General features: G+C 66.3%; 18 protein-coding genes. 12 read left to right on the top strand and 6 right to left on the bottom strand.

The genetic code is table 11. The features are described 5' to 3' along the window. Positions 1-66 precede the first annotated feature (66 nt). The 4 genes from DOM57_RS10455 (at position 67) to DOM57_RS10440 (ending at position 4,154) form a co-directional block, all read left to right on the top strand. Complete coding sequence (locus DOM57_RS10455) at positions 67-993, top strand: ABC transporter substrate-binding protein (RefSeq protein WP_110649135.1); 927 nt, start codon at positions 67-69, stop codon at positions 991-993. A 252-nt stretch (positions 994-1,245) separates the two neighbouring features. Further along, entirely contained in the window at positions 1,246-2,214 is a 969-nt protein-coding gene (locus DOM57_RS10450) for a FecCD family ABC transporter permease (RefSeq protein ID WP_110649150.1), read from the top strand. 6 nt (positions 2,215-2,220) lie between these two features. Then, on the top strand, positions 2,221-3,330 hold the full coding sequence (locus tag DOM57_RS10445) for a FecCD family ABC transporter permease (protein ID WP_204352925.1): 1,110 nt from the start codon (positions 2,221-2,223) through the stop codon (positions 3,328-3,330). Then, complete coding sequence (locus DOM57_RS10440; RefSeq protein ID WP_110649133.1) at positions 3,327-4,154, top strand: ABC transporter ATP-binding protein; 828 nt, start codon at positions 3,327-3,329, stop codon at positions 4,152-4,154. Before DOM57_RS10445 ends, DOM57_RS10440 begins: the two co-directional genes overlap by 4 nt. 4 nt (positions 4,155-4,158) lie before the next feature. Here DOM57_RS10440 and DOM57_RS10435 read toward each other — a convergent pair whose 3' ends face one another. Genes DOM57_RS10435 through DOM57_RS10425 form a run of 3 tightly spaced genes read right to left on the bottom strand, consistent with a single transcriptional unit; the run spans position 4,159 to position 7,133 of the window. Next, positions 4,159-5,751 (bottom strand): GGDEF domain-containing protein, encoded by a 1,593-nt coding sequence (locus DOM57_RS10435; protein ID WP_110649132.1) that lies wholly within the window; start codon positions 5,749-5,751, stop codon positions 4,159-4,161. A 48-nt stretch (positions 5,752-5,799) separates the two neighbouring features. Next, entirely contained in the window at positions 5,800-6,267 is a 468-nt protein-coding gene (locus DOM57_RS10430) for a GNAT family N-acetyltransferase (RefSeq protein ID WP_204352924.1), read from the bottom strand. After that, positions 6,264-7,133 (bottom strand): DMT family transporter, encoded by an 870-nt coding sequence (locus DOM57_RS10425; protein ID WP_110649130.1) that lies wholly within the window; start codon positions 7,131-7,133, stop codon positions 6,264-6,266. The genes DOM57_RS10430 and DOM57_RS10425 overlap by 4 nt, the downstream gene beginning before the upstream one ends. Positions 7,134-7,332: 199 nt before the next feature. Between DOM57_RS10425 and DOM57_RS10420 the strand changes: the two genes are divergently transcribed. The 5 genes from DOM57_RS10420 (at position 7,333) to DOM57_RS10400 (ending at position 13,520) form a co-directional block, all read left to right on the top strand. Continuing rightward, positions 7,333-7,947 carry a DedA family protein gene (locus tag DOM57_RS10420; protein WP_204352923.1) on the top strand — a complete coding sequence of 205 codons (615 nt, stop codon included), beginning with the start codon at positions 7,333-7,335 and terminating at the stop codon, positions 7,945-7,947. Positions 7,948-7,974: 27 nt separating this feature from the next. Further along, positions 7,975-8,475: a DUF192 domain-containing protein gene (locus DOM57_RS10415; protein ID WP_110649128.1), complete on the top strand. Its 501-nt coding sequence runs from the start codon at positions 7,975-7,977 to the stop codon at positions 8,473-8,475. A gap of 324 nt (positions 8,476-8,799) precedes the next feature. Then, positions 8,800-9,774 (top strand): TAXI family TRAP transporter solute-binding subunit, encoded by a 975-nt coding sequence (locus DOM57_RS10410; protein WP_110649149.1) that lies wholly within the window; start codon positions 8,800-8,802, stop codon positions 9,772-9,774. A gap of 261 nt (positions 9,775-10,035) precedes the next feature. Continuing rightward, on the top strand, positions 10,036-12,636 hold the full coding sequence (locus tag DOM57_RS10405) for a TRAP transporter permease (RefSeq protein ID WP_110649127.1): 2,601 nt from the start codon (positions 10,036-10,038) through the stop codon (positions 12,634-12,636). Positions 12,637-12,713: 77 nt separating this feature from the next. Next, the gene (locus DOM57_RS10400) at positions 12,714-13,520 is read left to right on the top strand and encodes an MOSC domain-containing protein (protein ID WP_110649126.1); all 807 of its coding nucleotides are present in this window, start codon (positions 12,714-12,716) and stop codon (positions 13,518-13,520) included. A gap of 75 nt (positions 13,521-13,595) precedes the next feature. Here DOM57_RS10400 and DOM57_RS10395 read toward each other — a convergent pair whose 3' ends face one another. From DOM57_RS10395 to cra, 3 genes are read right to left on the bottom strand one after another with little or no spacing between them, the layout of a single operon-like run. Further along, positions 13,596-14,045, bottom strand: coding sequence for a GNAT family N-acetyltransferase (locus DOM57_RS10395; RefSeq protein ID WP_204352922.1), 450 nt, complete (start codon positions 14,043-14,045; stop codon positions 13,596-13,598). Then, positions 14,042-15,949, bottom strand: coding sequence for a metallophosphoesterase family protein (locus DOM57_RS10390; protein ID WP_110649125.1), 1,908 nt, complete (start codon positions 15,947-15,949; stop codon positions 14,042-14,044). The genes DOM57_RS10395 and DOM57_RS10390 overlap by 4 nt, the downstream gene beginning before the upstream one ends. Positions 15,950-15,957: 8 nt before the next feature. Further along, complete coding sequence (cra, locus tag DOM57_RS10385; protein ID WP_110649124.1) at positions 15,958-16,941, bottom strand: catabolite repressor/activator; 984 nt, start codon at positions 16,939-16,941, stop codon at positions 15,958-15,960. Between the two features lie 257 nt (positions 16,942-17,198). Between cra and ptsP the strand changes: the two genes are divergently transcribed. Genes ptsP through DOM57_RS10370 form a run of 3 tightly spaced genes read left to right on the top strand, consistent with a single transcriptional unit; the run spans position 17,199 to position 22,857 of the window. Continuing rightward, on the top strand, positions 17,199-20,096 hold the full coding sequence (gene ptsP / locus DOM57_RS10380; protein ID WP_110649123.1) for a phosphoenolpyruvate--protein phosphotransferase: 2,898 nt from the start codon (positions 17,199-17,201) through the stop codon (positions 20,094-20,096). Beyond that, positions 20,096-21,061, top strand: coding sequence for a 1-phosphofructokinase (gene pfkB, locus DOM57_RS10375; RefSeq protein WP_110649122.1), 966 nt, complete (start codon positions 20,096-20,098; stop codon positions 21,059-21,061). Before ptsP ends, pfkB begins: the two co-directional genes overlap by 1 nt. Further along, a complete protein-coding gene (locus tag DOM57_RS10370) occupies positions 21,058-22,857 on the top strand; it encodes a PTS fructose-like transporter subunit IIB (RefSeq protein ID WP_110649121.1) in 1,800 nt (599 codons plus the stop codon). The genes pfkB and DOM57_RS10370 overlap by 4 nt, the downstream gene beginning before the upstream one ends. Positions 22,858-22,884: the final 27 nt, after the last annotated feature.

The raw sequence follows: 22,884 nt of genomic DNA, 5'->3' as shown, positions 1-22,884 counted from the left end.
GCATGCACCACAAATGATGACGGACATGCCGGTTTGATCAGTCCCGTTAGAGCGAGAGAAAATTCCATGTCCCTGTTAGCAACCAGTCGTCGATGGACGACTGCAGCGTTTGCCACCCTGATTCTGGGTATGATCACTTTGCCGGCCGAGGCCCGCACCCTCGACACCGCCTACGGCGAGATCGAAATCGATGGCCAGCCCGAACGCGTGGTGACCCTGTACGAAGGCGCCCTGGACGCCGCCCTGGCGGCGGGCGTGACGCCGCTGGGCGCCGTGGCGACCCGAGGCGGAGAAGGCGTCGCCAGCTACCTCGGCGATAAGGTGGGCGATATCGCCATCGTCGGCACGGCGCGGGAAACCAACATCGAGGCCGTCGTCGCGCAGAAGCCGGATCTGATCCTGGCCTCGTCGCGTCTGCCCGAGGCGCAGTACGAGCTGCTGTCGCAGATCGCGCCGACGATCGTACCCAAGAGCGAGGGTTTTACCCCGGAGTCCTGGAAGGACGAGGCGCGGCTGTTCGCTGAAGCGCTGGGGCGCGAGGACGCGGTCAACGATGCTATCGAAGCGGTTGAAAATCGTTCTCAATCGCTTGCACAACGCCAGCCCGATGGCGAAACTACTGCCACCCTGGCGCGGTGGATGGCGAACGGCCCGCTGGTGATGTCGACGGAACTGTTCTCGACCGGGTTGCTCGCCGCCTGCGGTTTCGACGTGCAGGATGGCGGCGTGGTCAAGGCCGGGCGCCCGCACAGCGATTCGCTGAGCCTGGAGAACCTGTCGAGTATCGATAGCGATTGGCTGTTCCTGGCGACACTGAACGCAGACGGCGAGGCGGCGCTCGAATCCGCGCGCCAGTCGCCGGCGTTCGAACGCCTGAACGTGGTTCGGCAGAATCATGTGGTGACGGTGGATGGTCAGCTCTGGACCAGTGCCTCGGGGCCCATCGCGGCGGAGCGGATTCTTGATGATATCGAGGGGATTCTTCCTCAGTAAGGAAACGCTGCATAAATGTCTGCGCAGGCGAATCGCTGCGTTGCGCGGTGCTCGGAATCCTCACCTATACCCATAGGCTCCGGTTCCTGCGCTCCGTGCGCCTTGCGCTTCATCCTGCTCGCCGATTTATTCAGCATTTCCTGAGTGAGCCACAGATGCCGTGAGTAAAGTGTGACCGAACCGATTTCCCATGAACGCGTGTCTTGCCGTGAACGTCTGTCTTCCCGTGAACGACTGTCGCTCGTCAAGTTGATGCTCATCCTGCTGACCGGCCTGGGGCTGGTCAGCCTGATGAGTTTGCTCTTTGGTGCCGGCGACGTCGGTCCGGTCGCCGCCTGGTCGGTGCTGACCGGCGGCGGTAGCGATGATGCACGTTTCGTCGTCGAGTCGCTGCGCCTGCCGCGTACGCTGGTCGGCGTGGCGGTCGGCATGGCGCTGGGCGTGGCCGGCTCGCTGATTCAGGCGGTGGCGCGCAACCCGCTGGCGGAACCGGGGCTTCTCGGCGTCAGCGCGGGTAGCGCGTTGGCGGTGGCGATCGCGCTGGTGCTGGGGGCCAGCGCGGCCACGCTTCGGGTCTCGGTGGCGCAGCTCGGAGCGCTTTGCGGTTGTCTGTTCGTGCTGGCGATGGCGCGGGTCAACGGTGTCGGTAGCGACCCGGTGAGGCTGGTGCTCGCTGGGGCGGTGCTGTCGGGACTGATGGGGGCGCTGACTTCCGTGATTCTGTTGGTCGATCAGCGCAGCGCCGACGAGATCCGCTTCTGGGTGATCGGCAGTCTGGCCGGGCGCCGGCTCGAGGATCTTCGCGCTATTCTGCCGAGTCTGTCGTTCGCCGGCGTCCTGGTCGTCGTCATTGCACGACCGCTGGCGGCGCTCGCCCTTGGCGAGCGGGTCGCCGTCGGATTGGGGCATCATCCACGCTGGATTCGGCTACTGTGCATCGTCGCGGTGGCGATGCTGGTGGGGGCGGCCACCGCCGTCGCCGGGCCGATCGCTTTCGTCGGGCTGGTGGTGCCGTTCGTCGCGCGGGCGCTGGCCGGTCCCGACATTCGTCGTGCGCTGTGGCTGGCGCTGCCGCTGGGTCCGATCATGATACTGTGTGCCGATATTCTGGCACGGTTGCTGGTCGCGCCTTCCGAGATGCCGCTGGGCGTGGTCACGGCCCTGGTCGGGGCGCCGGTGCTGATCGCGGTCGTCCGCGCTCACCGCTTGCCTGCGCTGTAACGCCCGATGAGAACCCGTACGCTGACTCCGCCCGTCAATCTGATGAATCGCCGTCATACATCCGTGCCACCGCCAACCGGCACCTGGCGTCTTGGCTGGACGCTTGCCGGGCGCGATTACGCCGTGTTGATCGATCGCCGCGCATGCTTCGCCAGCCTTGGATTGCTGGTCGTGCTGCTGGCGATATCGCTGCTGTCGCTGTGTCTGGGCAGTCTGGCGCTGAGCCCGCGCGAGGCATTGGCGGGACTGTTCGGTCATGGCGCGCCAATGAACGTATTCGTCGTCCGGGAGCTACGCCTGGCACGGCTGGTCGCCGGTGTGGCGACCGGTGCCGCGTTCGCGCTCTCCGGTTGCCTGATGCAGACACTGGCTCGCAACCGGCTGGCCACACCCGGCATCGTGGGGATCGACAACGGCGCCACGGCCTTCGCGGTCGCCTCGGTGGTCGGCGTCGGGGTCAGCCTTTCGCCACCGCCGATGGCGCTCGCGGGGGCCGCCACGGCGACGGCGATCACGTTCGCCCTGGCCAGCGACGTCGGCACCCGCGGCTACCGTTTCATCGTGGCCGGCATCGGCGTCGGCGCGGTCTTCGGCGCATTGACTCAGCTGCTGATGTCCCGCGTCGCCATCGATGCCGCCAATTCCGCCTACCCGTGGACCGTCGGCAGCCTCAACGCCCGCGATGACGTCGCCCTGACATGGCTGCTTTGCGGCCTGGCGCCCGGCATCGTCGTGGCGTGCTATCTGGCCCGCGCGATGCGCATACTGCGCTTCTCCGACGCCGTGGCCCAGGGCCTCGGCCATCGTGTGCGTGCTTGCCGCTACGTGGCGCTGGCGTTGTCGGTGGCGCTGGCGGCACTCGCGGTTGCGGTGGCCGGCCCCGTCGGACTGGTGGGGCTGATCGGGCCGGAGATCGCACGACAGCTCTCCTCGCACAGGGGCGTACCGTTGATCGCCTCGGCGCTCGCCGGGGCGGTGGTCATGGTCGCCGCGGATCTGGTGGGACGGCTGCTGCTGGCACCGATCGAGGTGCCCGTCGGTATTGTCACCGCGATCGTCGGGGCGCCTTTTTTGTTGTGGATACTGCTACGTCCTGCACCGAGGTTTCAATCATGAACTCGCCTGCCGATATGGCACCGCCGCTGGTCACCCGCCAGCTCTCCCTGAGCTATGGACGAGGCAATGCGCGACGCAGCGTAATCGATGCGCTCGACTTGCAATTGCCCGCCGGCCAGGTGACGGCCATCGTCGGCCCCAACGGTTGTGGCAAGTCGACCCTGCTCGCCAGCCTGGCGCGCTTGCACGCGCCGGATGCCGGCGCGGTGCTGCTCGACGGTCGCGACATCCAGCGCCTGCCGGCGCGGGAGGTGGCCCGACGGCTAGCGCTGCTGCCGCAGGATACACAGGCACCGGAAGGCCTGACGGTGGCTGAGTTGATCCGCTTCGGGCGCCAGCCGCATCAAGGGCTGCTGCGGCAGTGGTCGGCCGAGGATCGGCGGGTGGTCGAGGAAGCGCTGACGGCAGCCGATCTGCACGCGCTCGCCGATCGGCCGCTGGAAGCGATGTCGGGCGGCCAGCGTCAGCGTGCCTGGATCGCCATGGCGATCGCTCAGCAGACACCGCTGTTGCTGCTCGACGAGCCGACCTCGGCCCTCGATCTCGGCCACCAGCTCGAAGTCTTCGAGCTCATCCGCGAGCTGGCGGCATCGGGCAAGACGCTGGCGATGGTCGTCCACGACCTGGTCAGTGCCTGTCGCTTCGCCGACTACCTGGTGGCGATGCTGGAAGGCAGGATCGTCGCCGCCGGCAAGCCGAGCGAAGTGGTGACGGCGGAACTGGTCCGCGAGCTCTACGGTGTGGAGTGCACCTTGATCCAGGACCCGGCAACCGGGAGCCCGATCCTGACCAACATTCGTTCGGCCGGTGCGAGGGCGAACTGAGCCGTCACTCCTCGTCGGCGAGGACCACGCGGTTACGGCCCTCGGCCTTGGCGCGATAGAGCCCGCGGTCGGCGCGGCGCATCATGCGCTTGAGCGTGTCGCCCTCGAGCCAGCGGGTCAGGCCGATGCTCAGCGTCACCGACAGCGACAGCGTGGCGTCGATTTCGAGCGGCGTTTCGGCAATGGCGCCGCGCAGACGTTCGGCAACGGTAACGGCATCTTCGATGGGGGTGTCCGGCAGCACCACGGCGAACTCCTCCCCGCCGACGCGTCCGATCAGCGTCTCCTCGCGTAGCAGCGCCTGCAGCCGCCGAGCAATCGAACGTAACGCTTCGTCGCCGACCGGGTGGCCGTGCTGATCGTTGATTCGCTTGAAATGGTCGATGTCTATCAACAGCACGCTCAGCGGCGCACTGCGCCGCCGCCGCAGGTGATACACCGTGGCGCGCAGGAGCGCGCGGCGATTGTTGAGGCCGGTCAGCGCATCGGTAGCCGCCAACTGCTCGAGCCTTTCCTGCATGCGATGGTGCCGGGTGATGTCGAGACACCAGATCAGCCAGGCGGACTGAGCGTGAACCTGCAGCGGCCTGGCGGTCAGCAGCGCCCAGTAGGGGGCGTGTGGGCACAACTGGGTTTCCATCTGATGGATGGCCTCGTTGCGTTCGAGCCGCTCGAGGAAGTGCGCGTAATCGTCGGCGTCGACGAAAAGGGCCTCCAGCCTGAAGGATTCGGCGCGGTCGATTCCGCTCTGCATCAGCAGGTTGTCGCTGACGTAGAAGACCCGACGCTGATCGGCACTGAGCAGCGTCACGTCGCTGGGGGTCGATTCGAGAATCGTCCGGAGCAGCGTTTCGCGCTCGTGAAGCAGGCGCGTTCGCTCCAGCACGCGGCGTTCCAGCGAGGCATTGAGCTGCTGTAGTTCGATGGCGAGTCGGCGCGTACGGCGCTGCGTGATGAAGATTTCCAGGGCCAGCAGCAGGCAACCGACGGCCAGGATGATCAACGTGGCTGTCAGCCAATGAAAGGTGCGCTGCAGGGACCGGCGCTCGTGGTCGAGCTGAGTGGCGACGGCGACATTGGCGGCGGCGATGACGTCGTGGACCGCCTGGCGCTCCTGGGGCAGTGAAGAGAGCACTTCGCCGGCGATCCGATGCGCGCTCGCCCGGTCCCGCCGTTCGAGCGCTTGCAACCAACTGTCGCTGTGCTGCGCCAGACGTTCCAGGGTCGCTCGCACCGCCGCACGACGGGGCGGGTCCAGGAAATCGAAGGCATGGGTGTGTAGCAGCGGACTCAGCGCCGTGCGCATGACGCCGAGACGCAGCTTGAGTTCCGCCGCCCGTGCGTGGCTGTCATCGACTGCTCTGGCGATGTCGATCAGGCTCTCGAGCTGCAGGCGCAGGTTGTAGCTCTGCCATACCTCGATGTGCTGCCCGGGTGAGGCGTAGTCGCGTTCTTTATGGGAAACCAGCCATAGGCCCGCCAGGGCCGCGACGATCATCGTTCCGGCCAGCAGGATCAGCACGATCACCGGCCAATGCCGATTGCCACCGGCGGGGCGGGCGTCGGTTACTGCAGGCGTGGTTCGCTCGGCTGCCATACCGTTCGGTATCGATGGTGGCCCGCGGTCGCTGTGACCGGAGAAAGCCTATGCATTGTCATCGTCGACCAGCACCCGCGAGAACCTGACGATTTCGGCGTTGCGATTCGACCAGCCCAGGTGAGTCCAGAAGCGGTGCGCCTCGTGGTTGTCCGTCAGCGTATCGAGATGCACCTTCTCGATGCCGGCCGCCAGCAGTGCCGCCAGGCAACGGTCGATCAGCGCACGCGCCAACCCCAAACCCCGGCAGTCCGGCTCCACCATCACATGCTGCAGATAGCCCCGGCGGCCATCGTGACCGGCCATGGCGCAACCGACGATGCCCGCGTGACCCGGCATTCGGGCGACGAAGCTCATGCCGGGATTGCGCGCCAGGTAGCGCTCGGTGGCCTCGAAACCGTCGGCATTGCGCACGACTACACCGGGGGTGCGCCTCATCATGGCAACGAAGTCGGCATGATCGGCCGGTGTCATTTCTTCGATGTGGGCGGCAACGACATTAGCTGTTGGGTTCATGGAGATGGCCTCGTGACATGGATGCGACGGAAACGGATATTGATCACGCCCAGCCCGGCGACGACCATGGCCCCGCCGGCGAGCTTGTTGATGCCCAGCGGGTCGTCGAGCAGCCAGACGCCGAGGATCACCGCGAACACCGGCATCAGTAGCGTCAGCGGGACCACGCGGCTGACGGGGTGCTTCTGCAGCAGCCGATACCACAGCCCGTAGGCCGCGATCGATGACATGACCGCGGTGTAGACGATGGCTCCCCAACCGGCCCAGCCGGCGTTGTGAATGGCCTGCCATTGTCCCGACTCGAACAGCGCGCTGCCCAACCCCACCAGCGGAATGGCGAACAGCGATATCCAGCCGGTCATGGTGAACGGTGCGATCGGCGGCGCCAGCTTGATGATCATGGTCGAAACCGCCCAGAAGAAGGCGCTGGCCAGTAACAGTGCGGTCGCGGCCGGCGGCGGCAGCGACGGACCTCCCGCCAGCACGACGACACCGCCGAAGGCGAGGACCAGGCCGACGATCCGGCGCGAGCCGAGTTTCTCCTTGAGAAAGATCGCCGCCAGCAGCGTCGCGAACGGGGTGCCCATCTGCACCAGCAGCGCGCCGGTGCCCGCTTCCGCCTGCTGCAGGCCGAGAAACAGCAGCGGAAAGTGCAGTCCGCCGAAGGTGACCGCGAGCAGCAGAATCCAGCGTAGCTGATGACGCGAGATACGCGTGAACGGCACGATCAGCACAGCCACCAGGATGAAGCGTAGTAGCGTGACCAGCAGCGGTGGCAGTTCGGCAACGCCGAGCTTGATCACGATGATATTGAAAGCCCAGATGGCAATGATGCCCAGGCCGATCAGTAAGTCCTTGAGGGGCACGCGTTGGTTCCCGTGGCATTGAGGTATGTGGTTTGCCGACGACAAGGGACGACTTTCAATGCCGCAAACGAGGGCGTCAAGCGGCAAGCGCAGCTTGGTCCCTGCCAAGGCTCGATCTAGTATGCTTCATTCGGTGCCAGAAAGGCTGTGGCATATCTCACACAGACAACCGTCAACGCAACGGCCAAGGAGTCGCCACTTGTATCCGCTGATTCAGCAGGCAATCGACACGTTGGGTTATTTCGGCCTGGTCTTGCTGATGTTCGCGGAGAATCTGTTCCCGCCGATTCCTTCCGAACTGATCATGCCGCTGGCCGGTTATCTGTCGAGCCAGGACCGGCTGTCGCTGTTCGGCATACTCGTGGCAAGTACGATCGGGTCGGTTCTCGGTGCACTGCCTTTCTATGCTCTGGCGCGCTGGTTCGGGCACGAGCGCCTGACGGATTTCGTCGAGCGTCACGGCCATTGGCTGGCGCTGTCGTGGCAGGACCTCGAACGCGCCGAACGCATTTTCCAACGCTACGGTGGCTGGATCGTTCTGTTTGGGCGATTGGTGCCCGGCGTGCGCTCGCTGATCTCGCTGCCGGCGGGTCTCTATGCCATGCCGCTTGGCCGCTTCCTGGTACTGACGACACTGGGCAGCGCGGGGTGGAGCGCTTTTCTGGCCGTGGCCGGCTATCAGCTGGGGGAGAACTTCCGCGCGCTGCAGGGAATCATCGGGCCGCTTTCCCAATGGTTGCTGGCGCTTCTGGTGGTGCTGTGGATCTTGCGGATCGGTAGACATTATTGGAGCCGCCATCGTCGAGGCGGTTGAAGGGGCGAGGGCGTTGCGGAGGGAAACATGCCATCGAAGAAGGGGATTGGCTGGGGGACGGCTGGTTGGACAGCCTTGCTGGTTGCGCTGCTGGGAACGACGGCCGTTTGGGCTGAGTCGCTAGCGCGCGAGACACTCACCCTTGGCAATGGCGAGCAGCAGTACAGGCTCCAGGTGGAGGTGGCCGCGACACCGCAGCAGCGCTCTCGCGGCTTGATGGAACGCGAGACGCTGGCGGAGAATGCCGGCATGCTGTTCCTGTACGATAGCGAACAGCCGGGTAGCAGCGCCTACTGGATGTACCGCACGCGGATCCCGCTGGACATCGCCTTCGTCGACAGCGACGGCATTATCCGCTCGCTGAAGACGATGTCGCCGTGCCGCTCGGCGTCCTCACGGGATTGCCCCGTCTATCCCGCCGGCGCTCCGTTCCGTGCGGCGCTGGAAACCAACGCCGGTTACTTCGAGAAGCGTGAACTGACGGTTGGCGACCGGCTGGATCTGTCGCCCTGGCTCGAGCCCGATTGACATTCATGTCTTGCATAAGCCATTCCAATAATGGTGGCCATGCGGAGCGCCACACCGGCAGCGACGACCGCAATCGGCTTGATGGCGGTGGCTCGGGGCTGACCGAAAGGTTAGATCGAGATCCGCGCATGGCATTCGAGCGATGCCATCCGGTTTTGCCGCTGTTCATCTCGCTATATGATGGCGCGCCGTCAGGATAAGCTATGTTGCACGAGAGAGGTTTACGGGCGCGGCTTGAAATCATAAACCTGACGCACGCCAGCCGCCCGTCTTCAAGGGGTCGCGACGCCGACCGACACAATAAATGGAAAATGAGGTATGCGCATGAAACGCCATGCATTGACCGCCGCCGTACTGTCCACCGCCCTGATGGGGGCCGCCTCGCTGTCGACACCGGCAATGGCTCAGGATCAGCAGTACATCACCATCGGTACCGGGGGGCAGACCGGGGTTTACTACGTGGTTGGCCAGTCCGTCTGCCGCATGGTCAACCGGAGTGCCGAAGAGACCGGCATTCGCTGCAACGCGCCGTCCACCGGTGGTTCCGTCGCCAACATCAACGGCATCAAGTCCGGCGAACTGAACATGGGCGTGGCCCAGTCCGATACGCAATACAACGCCTACAACGGTGAAGCGCCGTTCGATCAGCCGATGGAGAACCTGCGCTCGGTGTTCTCGCTGCATGGCGAGCCGTTGACGCTCCTGGCGCGCAAGGACGCCAACATCCATTCCGTGCAGGACCTGAAAGGCAAGCGCGTCAATATCGGCAACCCCGGCTCCGGCAACCGCGCCACCATGGAAGTGCTGATGGACGCGGAGGGCTGGGATACCAGCGTGTTCTCGCTGGCTTCCGAGCTGGGCGCCGCCGAGATGGCCTCGGCGCTCTCCGACAACAACCTCGATGCAATCACTTACGTCGTCGGTCACCCCAACGGCGCAATCCAGGAAGCGACCACCACCGTCGACGCCAACCTGGTGCCGCTGAACGACGAGGCCGTCAAAGGGCTGGTCGAGAAGTATCCGTACTACAGCATGTCCACCATTCCGGGCGGCATGTACGAGGGTAACCCGGACGACGTCGAGACCTTCGGGGTCAAGGCGACCTTCGTGACTTCCGCCGATGTCGATGACGAAGTCGTCTATCAGACCGTCAAGGCGGTGTTCGACAACTTCGACCGCTTCAAGCGTCTGCATCCGGCCTTCGCCAACCTGAAGCCGGAAGAGATGATCAGCGATGGCCTGTCCGCGCCGCTGCATGAAGGGGCCAAGCGCTACTACAAGGAGCAGGGCTGGCTCTAAGGAAACACTGCATAAATGTCTGCGCAGGCGAATCGCGTCGTTGCGCGGTGCTCCTGCTCGCCGATTTATTCAGCGTTTCCCTAAACGTCCTGGAGCGGTTCGGCGGTTCTCAGAGAATCCGCCGAAACGTGAGCGCGGTGGCTGCACGCAGCCGCCGCGCATTTGGATCGACCCGAGGTATGCCTCATACCCGGCCATGACCGCGAAGCGACGCCTTTCAGGCTGACTTCCGCCGACCGGCTGTCAAGTCAGGATCTGCTCATGACGGACAACAAGACTTCCGGCCCCGATCAGGCCACGCTGGACGAGCTGGCCGCCGCCGATACCGGTGGCCGCAAGCTGACAGGATTTTCCAATCGCATTCTGCTGGGCGTGGCGGCGCTTTGGTCGCTGTTCCAGCTATGGATCGCCTCGCCGCTGCCGTTCATCTTCGGCTTCGGGGTCTTCAGCGCTACCGAGGCGCGCTCCATCCATTTATCGTTTGCCGTGTTCCTGGCTTTCATGGCCTACCCGGCTTTCAAACGCTCACCGCGCGACCGCATGCCGATCCAGGATTGGCTGATGGCGATCGTGGCTGCGTTCTGCGCTTCCTATCTCTATTTCTTCTACGCCCAGCTCGCAAGCCGCCCGGGCGCGCCGATCCTGCAGGATGTCATCGTCGGCGTCATCGGCCTCGTGCTGCTGCTCGAGGCGTGCCGGCGTTCCCTCGGCCCGCCACTGACGATCATTGCCCTGGTTTTCCTGATCTATTCACTGGCTGGTCCTTACATGCCCGGCATTCTGGCCCACCGTGGCGTGAGTTTTTCCGGGCTGGTCAATCACCAGTGGCTGACCACGCAGGGCGTGTTCGGCATTGCGCTCGGCGTCTCGACCAGCTTCGTGTTTCTGTTCGTGCTGTTCGGCGCACTGCTCGACAAGGCCGGCGCCGGTAACTATTTCATCAAGGTGGCGTTCTCGTTGCTGGGCCACTATCGCGGTGGCCCGGCCAAGGCCGCCGTCGTTTCCTCCGGGCTGACGGGGCTGATCTCCGGCTCGTCGATCGCCAATACCGTGACCACCGGTACCTTCACCATTCCGATGATGAAGCGGGTCGGCTTCAGCGCCACCAAGGCCGGTGCGGTGGAGGTCTCCTCCTCGGTCAATGGCCAGATCATGCCGCCCGTCATGGGCGCCGCCGCCTTCCTGATGGTCGAGTACGTCGGCATTCCCTATATCGAAGTGATCAAGCACGCTTTCGTGCCGGCGGTGATCTCCTATATCGCGCTGCTTTACATCGTCCATCTGGAGGCGATGAAGGCCGGCATGCGGGGATTGCCCAGCGGCAATCCGCAGCGCCCCTGGCTGAACAAGATCATCGGTTTCCTGACCGGCCTGGTCGGCATCATGGCATTGGCCTTCGCCGTCTATTACGGCATCGGCTGGCTCAAGCCCGCCCTGGGCGGCGCCGCGCCCTGGGTCATCGGCGTGGGTGTCGCGGCAATCTACGTCGCGCTGTTGAAGCTCGGCTCCAACTATCCCGAACTGGAAGTGGACGACCCGACGCAGGAAATCACCCAGCTGCCGCGTACCAAGCCGACCGTGTTGGTCGGGCTGCATTATCTCCTGCCGGTGATCGTGCTGGTCTGGTGCCTGATGGTCGAACGGTTGTCGCCGGGGCTCTCCGCCTTCTGGGCCACCGCATTCATGATCTTCATCATCGTGACCCAGCGGCCGATCGATGCGCTGTTCCGCGGCAAGAGCGATCTTGCCATGGACATCAGGCGCGGTGGCGTGGATCTGTGGGAAGGTCTGGTCGACGGCGCACGCAACATGATCGGCATCGGCATCGCCACGGCGACGGCGGGAATCATCGTCGGCGCCGTGGCACAGACCGGTGTCGGATTGGTTCTGGCGGATCTGGTCGAAGTGCTGTCGATGGGCAATCTGCTGTTGATGCTGTTGCTGACCGGCATCCTTAGTCTGATCCTCGGCATGGGGCTGCCGACCACCGCCAACTATATCGTGGTTTCCGCGCTGCTCGCGCCGGTGATCGTCCAGCTCGGCGAGCAGAATGGATTGATCGTGCCGTTGATCGCGGTGCATCTGTTCGTGTTCTATTTCGGCATCATGGCCGACGTGACGCCACCGGTGGGGCTGGCCTCGTTCGCGGCGGCGGCGATCTCCGGCGCCGATCCGATCCGTACCGGCTTTCAGGCGTTCTACTACAGCCTGCGGACCGCGGCACTGCCGTTTTTGTTCATCTTCAATACCGACCTGCTGCTGATCAACGTCGACTGGGTGCACGGCGTCATCATCTTCGTCGTGGCGACGGTGGCGATGCTGATATTCGCCGCTGCCACCCAGGGCTTCATGCTGGTCCGAAACCGCTGGTACGAAAGCGTCCTGCTGCTGCTGGTGGCCTTCACGCTGTTCCGCCCGGGATTCTGGATGGACATGGTCGACGCGCCCTACGAAGATGTGCCGCCGACCCAGTTCGAACAGGCATTGGGCGAGATCGGCCCCGACGATCATCTGATGGTGCGTGTCGATGGCCTCGATGCCTACGGTGCGCCGACCAGCTTCGTGGTCCAGGTGCCGGCGACCGAGGGCGACACCGGTAGCGAGCGGCTCTCCAGTCTCGGCCTGCATCTGATGCAGGAAGACGGCAAGGTACTGGTCGACATGACCGATTTCGGCAGCGAAGCGGAAGAGCTGGGTTTCGATTTCGATCAGCAGATCGTTGCGGTGCGGATTCCCGCCGACCAGATGCCCAAGGAACTGATGTGGATCCCGGCGCTGGTGTTGTTCGGGTTGGTTGTCGCCTTGCAGCGCCGTCGGCGTCGATCCGAACCGGCGCCGAGTCAGGCGGCGATCGCGCGCTGACAACGCGGTTTCATGAACGAACGTTTCCGCCCGGCGCCTGCCGGGCGGAAACGTTGTGAGACTGACAGGAGATACCTATGCCAACACTGGCCGCCATTCACCGCTATCCGATCAAGTCCACGGCAGGGGAGTCGCTCGAGCGGGCCCGGGTCGAAGAGGAAGGGATCGCCGGCGACCGTCGCTTCATGGTGGTCAAGCCGGATGGCACCTTCCTGACCGCGCGTACCCATCCGCAGCTTCAGCGGGTACAGGCGCGCTTCGACGGTGAGCGATTGGTCGTGGTCCACAAAAGCCAGGCCCATGACACCCTGGCTCCGCTGACGGTCGAGCGCCGGGAATTCGCCGGCGAGCCCCTCGACACTCAGGTCTGGGCGGACAGCTTTGCCGCGACCACCACCCACGTTTCCCTGGACGACTGGTTCAGCGAGGCCGCCGGCGAGTCGGCAAGGCTTTTGTGGGTGGGCGAGCGGTCGCCGCGCTATCGCGAGGCCATCGGGGTCCGGGTAAGCTTTGCCGACGGCTATCCGCTGTTGCTGATCTCCGAGGCCTCGCTCGAAGACCTCAACGCCCGCACCGATGACAGTCACGTGATGGCGCAGTTTCGTCCCAATCTGGTGGCGACCGGCACCGAGCCCTATGCCGAGGATGGCTGGAAGCGCATTCGGATCGGCGAGGCGATCTTCCGCGTCGATGCGCCCTGTTCCCGCTGCGCCATGGTGACCGTCGATCCCTCCAGGGGCGAAAAACGCGCCGACAAGGAGCCGCTCAAGACCTTGGCGGGCTATCGCCGGGGCGAGAAAGGCAAGGTCTATTTCGGCCAGAATCTGGTGGCGGAGAGCCGCGGCGAGATTCGCCTGAACGACGAGATTGAAATTCTGGAGTGAGGCGCTTCGCGCAAGGTCCCGATGCCTGCCGTTATCCGTTCCGGCAGGATGCGGCGACCTGGCACTTTTCCGGCCTCACGCCAGTGTCTTGCGCAGATAGACCCGCTTGAGTCCGAGTTCCTCGGCACGGTGGGTTTCCACATAGCCGTAGCGGCGATAGATCGCCAGGTTCTCGTGCATGCGCTCCTGGGTGTAGAGCGTGACGTTATCGTAGCCGAGCTCCCGGGCCCGCGCCTCGGCATGCCGCATCAGCAGCCGACCGAAGCCCCGTCCCTGGGCGGAAGGGGCGATGGCCACGTTGTCCAGCAACAGCGTCGACGGCTTGGGTATCAGCACCAGCAGGCCGACCAGTTCGGCGCCATCGAACAGCAGCTCGACGTAGTCGGCGGCGATATAGGCGGCGTAGTCGTCGCGCATCGGCCCGGGAATCGTGCCGATGCGTTCGACGTAATGGGCGTAGGCCGCCTCGACCAGCGCCTCGACGCTGGCGCGGTCCGCCGTTGTGGCCAGGCGCAGGATGGTCATCTTTCCTCCCGGGTAAAATGGGTGTCGACATCGTCGGCGCCAAGTTGAGTGACTTGCTGGGGCTTGCCTTCGGCATCGAGGCGCACATGGCCGATGCCGGCGCGATTCCACAGGCGCTCGCCGCGGGCGGCGCGGGATGGCCGATAGGGCTCGACCAGCATCCGGCGGCGCTTGGTCAGCCAATTGAGTGGCGAGAAGGGCGCGTAGAGCCAACGGTTGAGGCGATCGAACCAGTCGAGCAAGGTATCGGGAAAGCGGTTCTTGAGGCCGCTGCTGGTGATCTGCCACATCCGCGGACTGTTGTTCCGCTGGCGGATGGTGATGGCGTAGACGAAGGAGTAGTGCACGTCGCCGGAAAGGATCACGTAGCGCTGCGGCGTGCGGCTATGGCGCAGGATATTGAGCATGGTGTGGGCCGCGCCGGGATGCGCCATCCAATTCTCGGCATCCACCAGCAGTGGCTTGCCGAACCAGGTGAAGATGCGCTGGATGCCCTCGATCAGCTTGACGCCGAAGATCGGCGCCGGGGAGACGATGATCACCGAGGGGTGCTCGAGCAGCTCCTGCTGGAATTCGCTTAACGCTTCCCAGTCCATCAATCCGGAGGGGCGCTGGCGCCGGCGTTCGCTGCGCCAGCGCCGGGTGCGGGTATCCAGCACCACCAGACGAGGCGTCGAATCGAGCACATAGCCCCAGCCGGTAAAACGCAGCAGGCGGGTGATCAGCTCATCGTGGGCATTGCAGTCGAGCCGGCCGTCGGCATCCACCGATGCGAGCCAGCGTTGGCTTCGGACTAGCGGCTCGGCCAGGCCGTCCGGGTCGTTGCCCCATCCCTGGCACAGCAGGTAGGCGATCAGCGCGTTGCCGACGATCCGCCGCGAGAACGGATGCTCGTAGACCACCGCCTCCCAGGCGGCGTTGAGGTTCCAGTCGTCGGTGATGTCGTGATCGTCGAAGATCATCAGGGTCGGCAGGTGCGCCAACACCCTGGCGACACCGGGCAGACCCTCGACGAAGGCGTCGATATGGTGCCGTTCGGCCCGATAGCGCTCGCGCTGCCCGGCATCGAGCGTCGGCTCCTCTGGCGCGATCAGGCGCCACGGCGTCGGCGACCACACCAGCAGATACATCGCCAGCAGCTCGGCGAAGGTGATCAGGTGGTTCTCGGCGTTGGCGGTGGTGAAGACCGGCTTGCGCACGCCGCCGAAGAATCTCTCGCGCAGCGCTTCGGTGGACTTGACCGCCGGCAGCAGTTCGTCGCGGCGATAGTAGGTCTTGTCGCTGGCGTAGAGCTCGCGGCCGTTGGCGATCTCGGTGCCTTCCAGGCACTCGTCGAACAGACCGAGCCGTTCTATCAAGGCGTGAATCGCGGCCAGCATGGGGCCGGCGACGTCGTCGGCATAGATCTGGTCGCCGGTCAGGAGTAGCGCCGCCGGGCGCTGGCTGGCATCCGCGTGGCGTTCCCGCAACCAGCGGTCGGCGCGGACCAGGCCGTCGGGGCTTGCGTGATGCGGCTTGCGGCAGGAACCGTGAAGCAAGTCGTCATGGCGCGAGCGCAGCACCAGGCTGGGCAGCGCCTCGCCGGGGTAGCACAGCGCCTCTCCCCAATCGCGGATCGAGCGCCATGCGCCGGCGGCGTCGCGATAGGCCAGGTCGTAGCCGATCCGCGCGTCCCGTGGCAGCGGTATCTCCAGCGCCAGGTCGATCAGATGCAGATGGGCATGCGTGCCGCAGGCCAGCCGGATCGTGGCGGCCTCGAGGTCATGGCTGCGGGCGGTGGCGTCCGCTTGCAGAGTCAGGCGCAGTGCCAGCGGTCGGCTGGCGACCAGCCACAGCACCAGTCGTCGGGATTCGGCGCGGCGCACGATCGGTCCGGCAAGAATGTCGGGCAGGGTAGCGGTCATGTCAGTTCTCAGCGCCGGCGTTTGAGCGTTCTCTCGATGACGTCGAGCCCGGGCCGATACTCGCCACGCACCGCTTGCAACGCACGGGTCAGCGCACGCTCCGCCACGCGATCATGGTCCTGCGGCAGGGAATTGACCCGGCAGGGCAGGAAGTCGAGCAGGCGATCGTCGCCGAAGGTCGCCAGGCGCAGCGATTCGGGTAGCGCCCCCCGCTCGAGCAGCACGTCCAGCAGGCCATCCATCAGCGTGTAGGAGGCGGTGACGATGGCGTCCGGCAGGTCGTCGTCAGCGAGCAGTCGGCGCATCAGGGCGGCACCGCTGTCGCGGTCGTAGCGCTCCCCGCTCAGGCAGCGGTAGCGCCGGCGGGCATCCGCGGCGCAGGCGTCGAGAAAGCCCTGCCGACGTTCGGCACTGATCGAAAGGTCGGGAACGGCATCGAACCACGCCACGCGGTTCACCTCGTCGGCGAGCACGGAGCGGGTAAGCGCTTCGCCGGCGGCACGGCCATTGGTGACCACGCTGACGAAGCGTCCGGGGTCGAGCGGGCGGTCGATGGCCACGATGGGCAGGCCGCGCTCGAGCAGTCCCGGATAGAAGTCGTCGTCGGGGCTCAGGCTGCTGGCGACGATCAGCGCGTCGCAGCGCTGGGCACGCAGCGACAGCGCCACCTCGCGTTCGCTGGCGGGATCGTCGTCGGAACCGGCGATCAGCAGCAGGTAGCCCTGGCAGCGGGCGCCATGCTCGAGTCGCTTGGCCAGGCGCGCGTAACTGCTGTTTTCCAGGTCGGGCACGATCAGCCCCAGCGTGCGGCTATCGCCGCCGCGCAGCGCGGCGGCGTGGGCATCGATGCGATAATCGTGCGCCTTGGCGATCGCCAGCACGCGCCCCACGGTTGCCTCGCTGATCCGCCGCGCCTTGGCTTGCCCGTTGAGCACGTAGCTGGCGGTGGTGCGTGAGACTCCGGCCAGGCGGGCGATATCGGCCAGCTTCATGAACACTTTACTCCGAGTCGGACGACCGCTTGGACCATACCTTGTCGCGGCGCCAAGGCACAGTCCCCAGGTCATCCTTGAAATCTTTGCGAAGGACTTTGGGCGAAGGTCTAGCTTGTCAAACGATGACCGAACGGCGAGCATGGCGACTATTAGGTGACACGATTCAGCTCTGTTCCGACAGAACTCGGCGGACTATGCCATGTTTCATCGGTAGCATGCGCTTCGTGTCACACGTGGATGATACGGAGAGACCTATGCTGACCCTCCAGCCGCAAGATGCGGCGCTCAATTGCCGGGCCGAGAGCTGGCAGGACGCGCTCGACCAGGCCGCGGCCTCGTTGCATGCCGCCGGGCTGGTCGAGGCGAGTTATCGCGATGCGCTGCATGCCCGCGAAGCCCAGGGCTCGACCTATCTCGGCAGCGGTATCGCTATTCCCCACGGCACCCCGGAAAGCCGCGAGCAGATCCACCGTACCGGCGTGCGGCTGCTGCAGTTTCCGCAGGGCGTGACGTGGCACGACGGCAATCGCGTCTTTCTGCTGGTAACGATCGCCGCCGCCAGCGACGAGCACCTCGACGTGCTGCGCCGGCTGACCCACGTGCTCGACGACGAAGGCATGGCCGAGCGTCTGGCCAGCGCCGATACCGCCGAGGCGATGGTTGCCCTGCTGGCCAAGCCTCGGGGCAGGGCGCGTCTGGATGCCGATACGCTCTGCCTGGGCTTTCCGGCGCGGGATCGCTTCGAGCTGGCGCTGGCCGCCGCCGCGCGCCTGCGCCAGGCCGAATGCGTCGATGCCGGTTTCGTCGCCGCGATCAGCGAGCAGGAGCCGGTATCGCTGGGTCAGGGGCTGTGGCTGGTGAGCGCCGCCACCGGCGTCAGTCAGCCGGCGCTGTCGCTGGCGACGCCGGAGCGTGCCTTCGTCGGCCCGCGCGGGCCGGTCAACGGCGTCTTCTGTGTCGCGGCCCGGAATGACGCCCACCGCGAACTGCTGGAACGACTGGTGGATCTGCTCGATAGCGGCGAAGGCGAAGCGCTGGCCGACGCCGATGCGGACCATGTCTTGGCACGACTGTCCGGCGAGTCGAGTCGTGCCGAAACCGCTCGCGTGACGCTGCTCAATGCCCACGGGTTGCATGCGCGCCCGGCCAAGCTGCTGGTACAGACGGCGCGGGAACAGCCGTTGCCGATCCGGGTACGGCTGGCGGAAGGCGCCGCGGAGACGGTTTCCGCCGCCAGTCTGACCAAGGTGATCGGCCTGGGGGCTAGGCGTGGCCAGACCCTGGTCTTCTCCGCCGAGGGCGAGGGCGCCGAAGCGGCGCTGGCGGCCATGGTCGCGGCGGTGGAAGGCGGATTGGGCGAGGCGGTGCGCCCGCTCTCCGAGGGCGCCGGGGCGGCGGCGAAACCGCGTGCCGTGCGGCGCGCGGGAAGCGCCGAGGAAGCCCCCGAATCGCTGGCCGACGACACCGCACTGCCGGCCACCGCCGCTTCTCCGGGCTTGGCGATTGCGCCAGCCTTCGTGATGCGCGCGCCGAGTTTCGACTATCCGGAACGCGCCCGAGATCTGCCGGCCGGCAAGCAGGGCGACGCCGAGTGCCAGCGCGAGCGCCTGCTTGCCAGTCTGGTCGAGGCGCGTGACCAGTTGCGGGCGCTGATCGATACCGCCAAGGGCGGCGACGTGGCGGAAATTCTCTCCATGCATGCCGAAATGCTCGACGACCCCGAACTGCACGAGGCCGCCTTCGAGGGCATGCGCGACGGGCTGAGTGCCGAGGCGGCGTGGTGGCAGGCGATCGACACCGCCGCCCGGGCCCAGGAAGTGCTGGCGGATCGTCTGCTGGCGGAGCGCGCCGCCGATCTGCGCGATGTGGGGCGTCGCGTGCTTGGCGTGCTGTGTGGCGTCGAGCTGCCGACACCGCCGCCGCATCCCTACGTGCTGGTCACCGACGACATCGGTCCTTCCGACGTCGCGCGCCTCGACACCGCCCAGGTGCGCGGCCTGCTGACCGCGCGCGGTGGCGCCACCTCGCACAGCGCGATCCTGGCCCGGGCGCTGGGCATCCCGGCGGTGGTCGGTGCCGGAGAGCGGGTGCTGACGCTGGCCGACGGCGACGAGTTGATCCTCGACGGCGATCTCGGCCGGGTGATCGTGCGGCCATCCCGCGAGCGCCGCGACCGCGCCGAACTGCGGCTCAAGGAGCTCGAACGACTGCGCCGCGAGGCCCATGGCCGGCGTTTCGAGGAAGGGCGCACGGCGGACGGCAAGCGCATCGAGGTCGCCGCCAATCTCGGCAACACCGCCCACGCCGAGGACGCGGTGGAACATGGCGCCGAAGGCGTCGGCCTGCTGCGTACCGAATTCCTGTTCATGGCCCACCCGGAGGCGCCGGACCTGGAGACCCAGATCGGCGAATACCGGCGCGCCTTCGATGCCTTGGGTGGCCGTCCGCTGGTGGCACGCACGCTAGACGTCGGCGGCGACAAGCCGTTGCCCTACTGGCCGGTGGCGGCGGAGGACAACCCGTTTCTGGGCCTGCGCGGCATCCGCCTGGCGCTGACCCGGCCCGAGGTGCTGGAGACCCAGCTGCGGGCGCTGCTGACCGCCGCCGGCGAGCGTCCGCTGCGGATCATGTTCCCGATGGTCAAGGATATCGACGAATACCGTCAGGCCAAGGCGATCGTCGACCGGCTGCAAGCCGAGATCGCCGCGCCAGACGTGCAGGTCGGCGTGATGATCGAAGTGCCCTCGGCGGCGTTGCTGGCGCCGAGCCTGGCCGCCGAGGTCGACTTCTTCTCCATCGGCACCAACGACCTGACCCAGTACACCCTGGCGATCGACCGTGGCCATCCCGAACTCTCTTCCCAGGCCGACGGCCTGCATCCGGCGGTGCTGCGGCTGATCCGGATGACTGTCGACGCCGCCCACGCCGAGGGCAAGTGGGTCGGCGTCTGCGGCGAGCTCGGCTCCGATGTCGCGGCGATTCCGGTGCTGGTCGGGCTGGGTGTCGACGAGCTCTCGGTCTCGGTGCGCCAGGTGCCGATGGTCAAGGCGCGCCTGCGCGGGATCACCCGGGAGACGGCGCGGCGGCATGCCGAGACGGCGCTCGCCCAGGCCACCAGCCAGGCGGTGCGCGATGCGCTGGAGGCATTGTGATGGCGCACGTGCTGGTGGTGACGCTCAATCCGGCGCTGGATCTGTCGATCCGGTTGCCGCGGCTCGAACCGGGCACCGTCAACCGCACCCGCGCCACCCATCTGGAGGCCGCCGGCAAGGGGCTCAACGTCGCTCGGGTACTCGCTGCGCTGGGGCACCGGGTGACGCTTTGCGGCTTTCTGGGCGCGGACAACGACGCGGCATTCGTTCACGCCTGCCGGCGCCTCGGCATCGAGGATGCCAGTCTGCGCCTGCCCGGCGAGACGCGGATCAACGCCAAACTGGCCGAGGACGATGGGCGCGTGACCGACATCAACGGCCCGGGCATCGAGGTCTCTGAATCGGCGTTGGCCGAATTGACCGCCGATCTCGCCGCGCGTTGCAAGGCGACATCGCCGGCAGCGGTCGTGGTGAGCGGCAGCCTGCCGCCGGGCGTGACGCCGGAGGCGCTGGCGGCGCTGATTCAGGCGCTCAAGGCCAGCGGCATGCCGGTCTGGGTCGACACCAGCGGCCCGGCACTGGCGGCGGCACTGGAAGTTCCGCCCGATGCGGTCAAGCCCAACGAGCAGGAACTGGCCGAGTGGGCCGGCAACAGGCTCGACGATCTCGATGCCCAACTCTGCGCCGCGCGTCGCCTGCACGCCATCGGCGTCGGCGAGGCGCTGCTGTCGCTGGGGGCCGGCGGTGTGCTGTGGGTCAGTCGGCGCGGCGAATGGCTGGCCACGCCGCCGAAGGTCAAGGTGGTCAGCACCGTGGGTGCCGGCGATACCCTGCTGGCGGCGATGCTGCATGGCGTGATCGGGAACCAGCCAGCGGCGTCGGCGCTGCGCTATGCCACCGCGTTGGCGGCCGAGGCGGTCCGCCATATCGGCGTCGGCGAGGCGCATGCCGGCGATTTCCATGAATTACTGCAACAGACGCGTGTCGACCGCTGTGGCGAGGCGCACGTCGGGGGAAACGCATGAACGTCATTCTGATCACCGCCTGCCCCAGCGGCATGGCGACGACCTTTCTGGCCGCGCGCCGGCTCGAGCAGGCCGCCAGGCGGCGCGGCTGGTCGGTCGCGGTGGAGATGCACGGCGAACTCGAAGCGGTTACGCCGGTATCGAAAGAGGCGCTCGACGCCGCCGAGCTGATCGTGGTCGCCGCCGAGCGGGTACCGCAGGCGGCGCGCTTCGCTGGCAAGCGGCTCTACCGCGCGCCGATCCATCAGGCATTGCCGGACCCGGACGCCTTCCTCGAGCGCGCCGCTCGCGAGGCGGACGCCTTCGATGCCGGCAGCGAACCGACCGAAGAGATGGCGAAGGGCGGCGTCGGGCCGGCTGCCGGGGCGAACATGGGCAAGCGCATCGTGGCGGTTACCGCTTGCCCGACCGGTGTCGCTCACACCTTCATGGCCGCCGAAGCGCTGGAGCAGGCCGGCCGCGACATGGGGCACGCGATCCATGTCGAGACTCAGGGCTCGGTGGGCGCGCAGAACCCGATCGGCGAGGCCGACATCGCCGCGGCGGATGTGGTGCTGCTGGCCTGCGATATCGAGATCGACGATGCCCGCTTCGCCGGCAAGCCGGTTTATCGTACGTCCACCGGAACCGCGCTAAAGCAGCCCCGGCAGACGATTCAGAGGGCACTCGATGAGGCACAAGTGGAGTCGGCCGGCAGCGAAAAAGGTGCCGGCAGCGAGCACAAGAGCGCCAAGGAGCGCGGGCTCTACAAGCACCTGCTGACCGGGGTCTCGTTCATGCTGCCGATGGTGGTGGCGGGTGGGCTGTGCATCGCGCTCTCGTTCGTGTTCGGGATCAAGGCCTACGAACAGGAAGGCACGCTGGCGGCGGCGCTGATGCAGATCGGCGGCGGCACCGCCTTCGCGTTGATGGTGCCGGTGCTGGCCGGTTATATCGCCTACTCGATCGCCGACCGTCCGGGGATCGCGCCGGGCATGATCGGCGGCATGCTGGCCTCGACGCTGGGAGCGGGATTCATCGGTGGCATTCTCGCCGGCTTCCTGGCCGGTTACTCGGCCAAGGCGGTGACGCGCTACGTCAAGCTGCCGGCCAGCGTCGAGTCGCTCAAGCCGATCCTGATCATTCCGCTGCTGGCCAGCCTGTTCACCGGTCTGGTGATGATCTACGTGGTCGGCACGCCGGTGGCGGCACTGCTCTCGACGTTGACCGGATTTCTCAACAACATGGGTTCCACCAATGCCGTGCTGCTCGGGGTGCTGCTCGGCGCGATGATGTGCTTCGATCTCGGCGGGCCGGTCAACAAGGCGGCCTATACCTTCGGCGTGGGACTGTTGTCGAGCGAGACCTACATGCCGATGGCGGCGATCATGGCCGCGGGCATGGTGCCACCCATCGGGATGGGATTGGCCACGTTGCTGAGACGCAGCCGGTTCGCCCAGGCCGAGCGCGAGGCGGGCAAGGCGTCGTTCGTGCTGGGGCTGTGCTTCATCACCGAGGGAGCGATTCCGTTCGCCGCCAAGGATCCGCTGCGGGTGATTCCGGCGTCGATGATCGGCGGCGCGGTGACCGGCGCGTTGTCGATGTGGTTCGGCATCAAGTTGATGGCGCCGCATGGCGGCCTGTTCGTGCTGCTGATTCCCAACGCGGTCAATCAGGCACTGCTCTATCTGCTGGCTATCGCGGCGGGTTCGCTGGTCACCGGGGTCGGTTATGCGCTGCTCAAGCGCGGCGAGATGGCGCTGCCGGCGGCTTCCGGCGCCGACGCGACCGCCCCGGCGGAGGGCAGGGCTTCCTGACGCCGGCGTGACCGGGCGAGGCTCCCG

It is taken from the genome of Salinicola peritrichatus, assembly GCF_003206715.1.
Taxonomy (GTDB): domain Bacteria; phylum Pseudomonadota; class Gammaproteobacteria; order Pseudomonadales; family Halomonadaceae; genus Salinicola; species Salinicola peritrichatus.
Note: the sequence above shows the minus strand (reverse complement) of the source record. Positions and strands in the feature narration are given on the sequence as shown.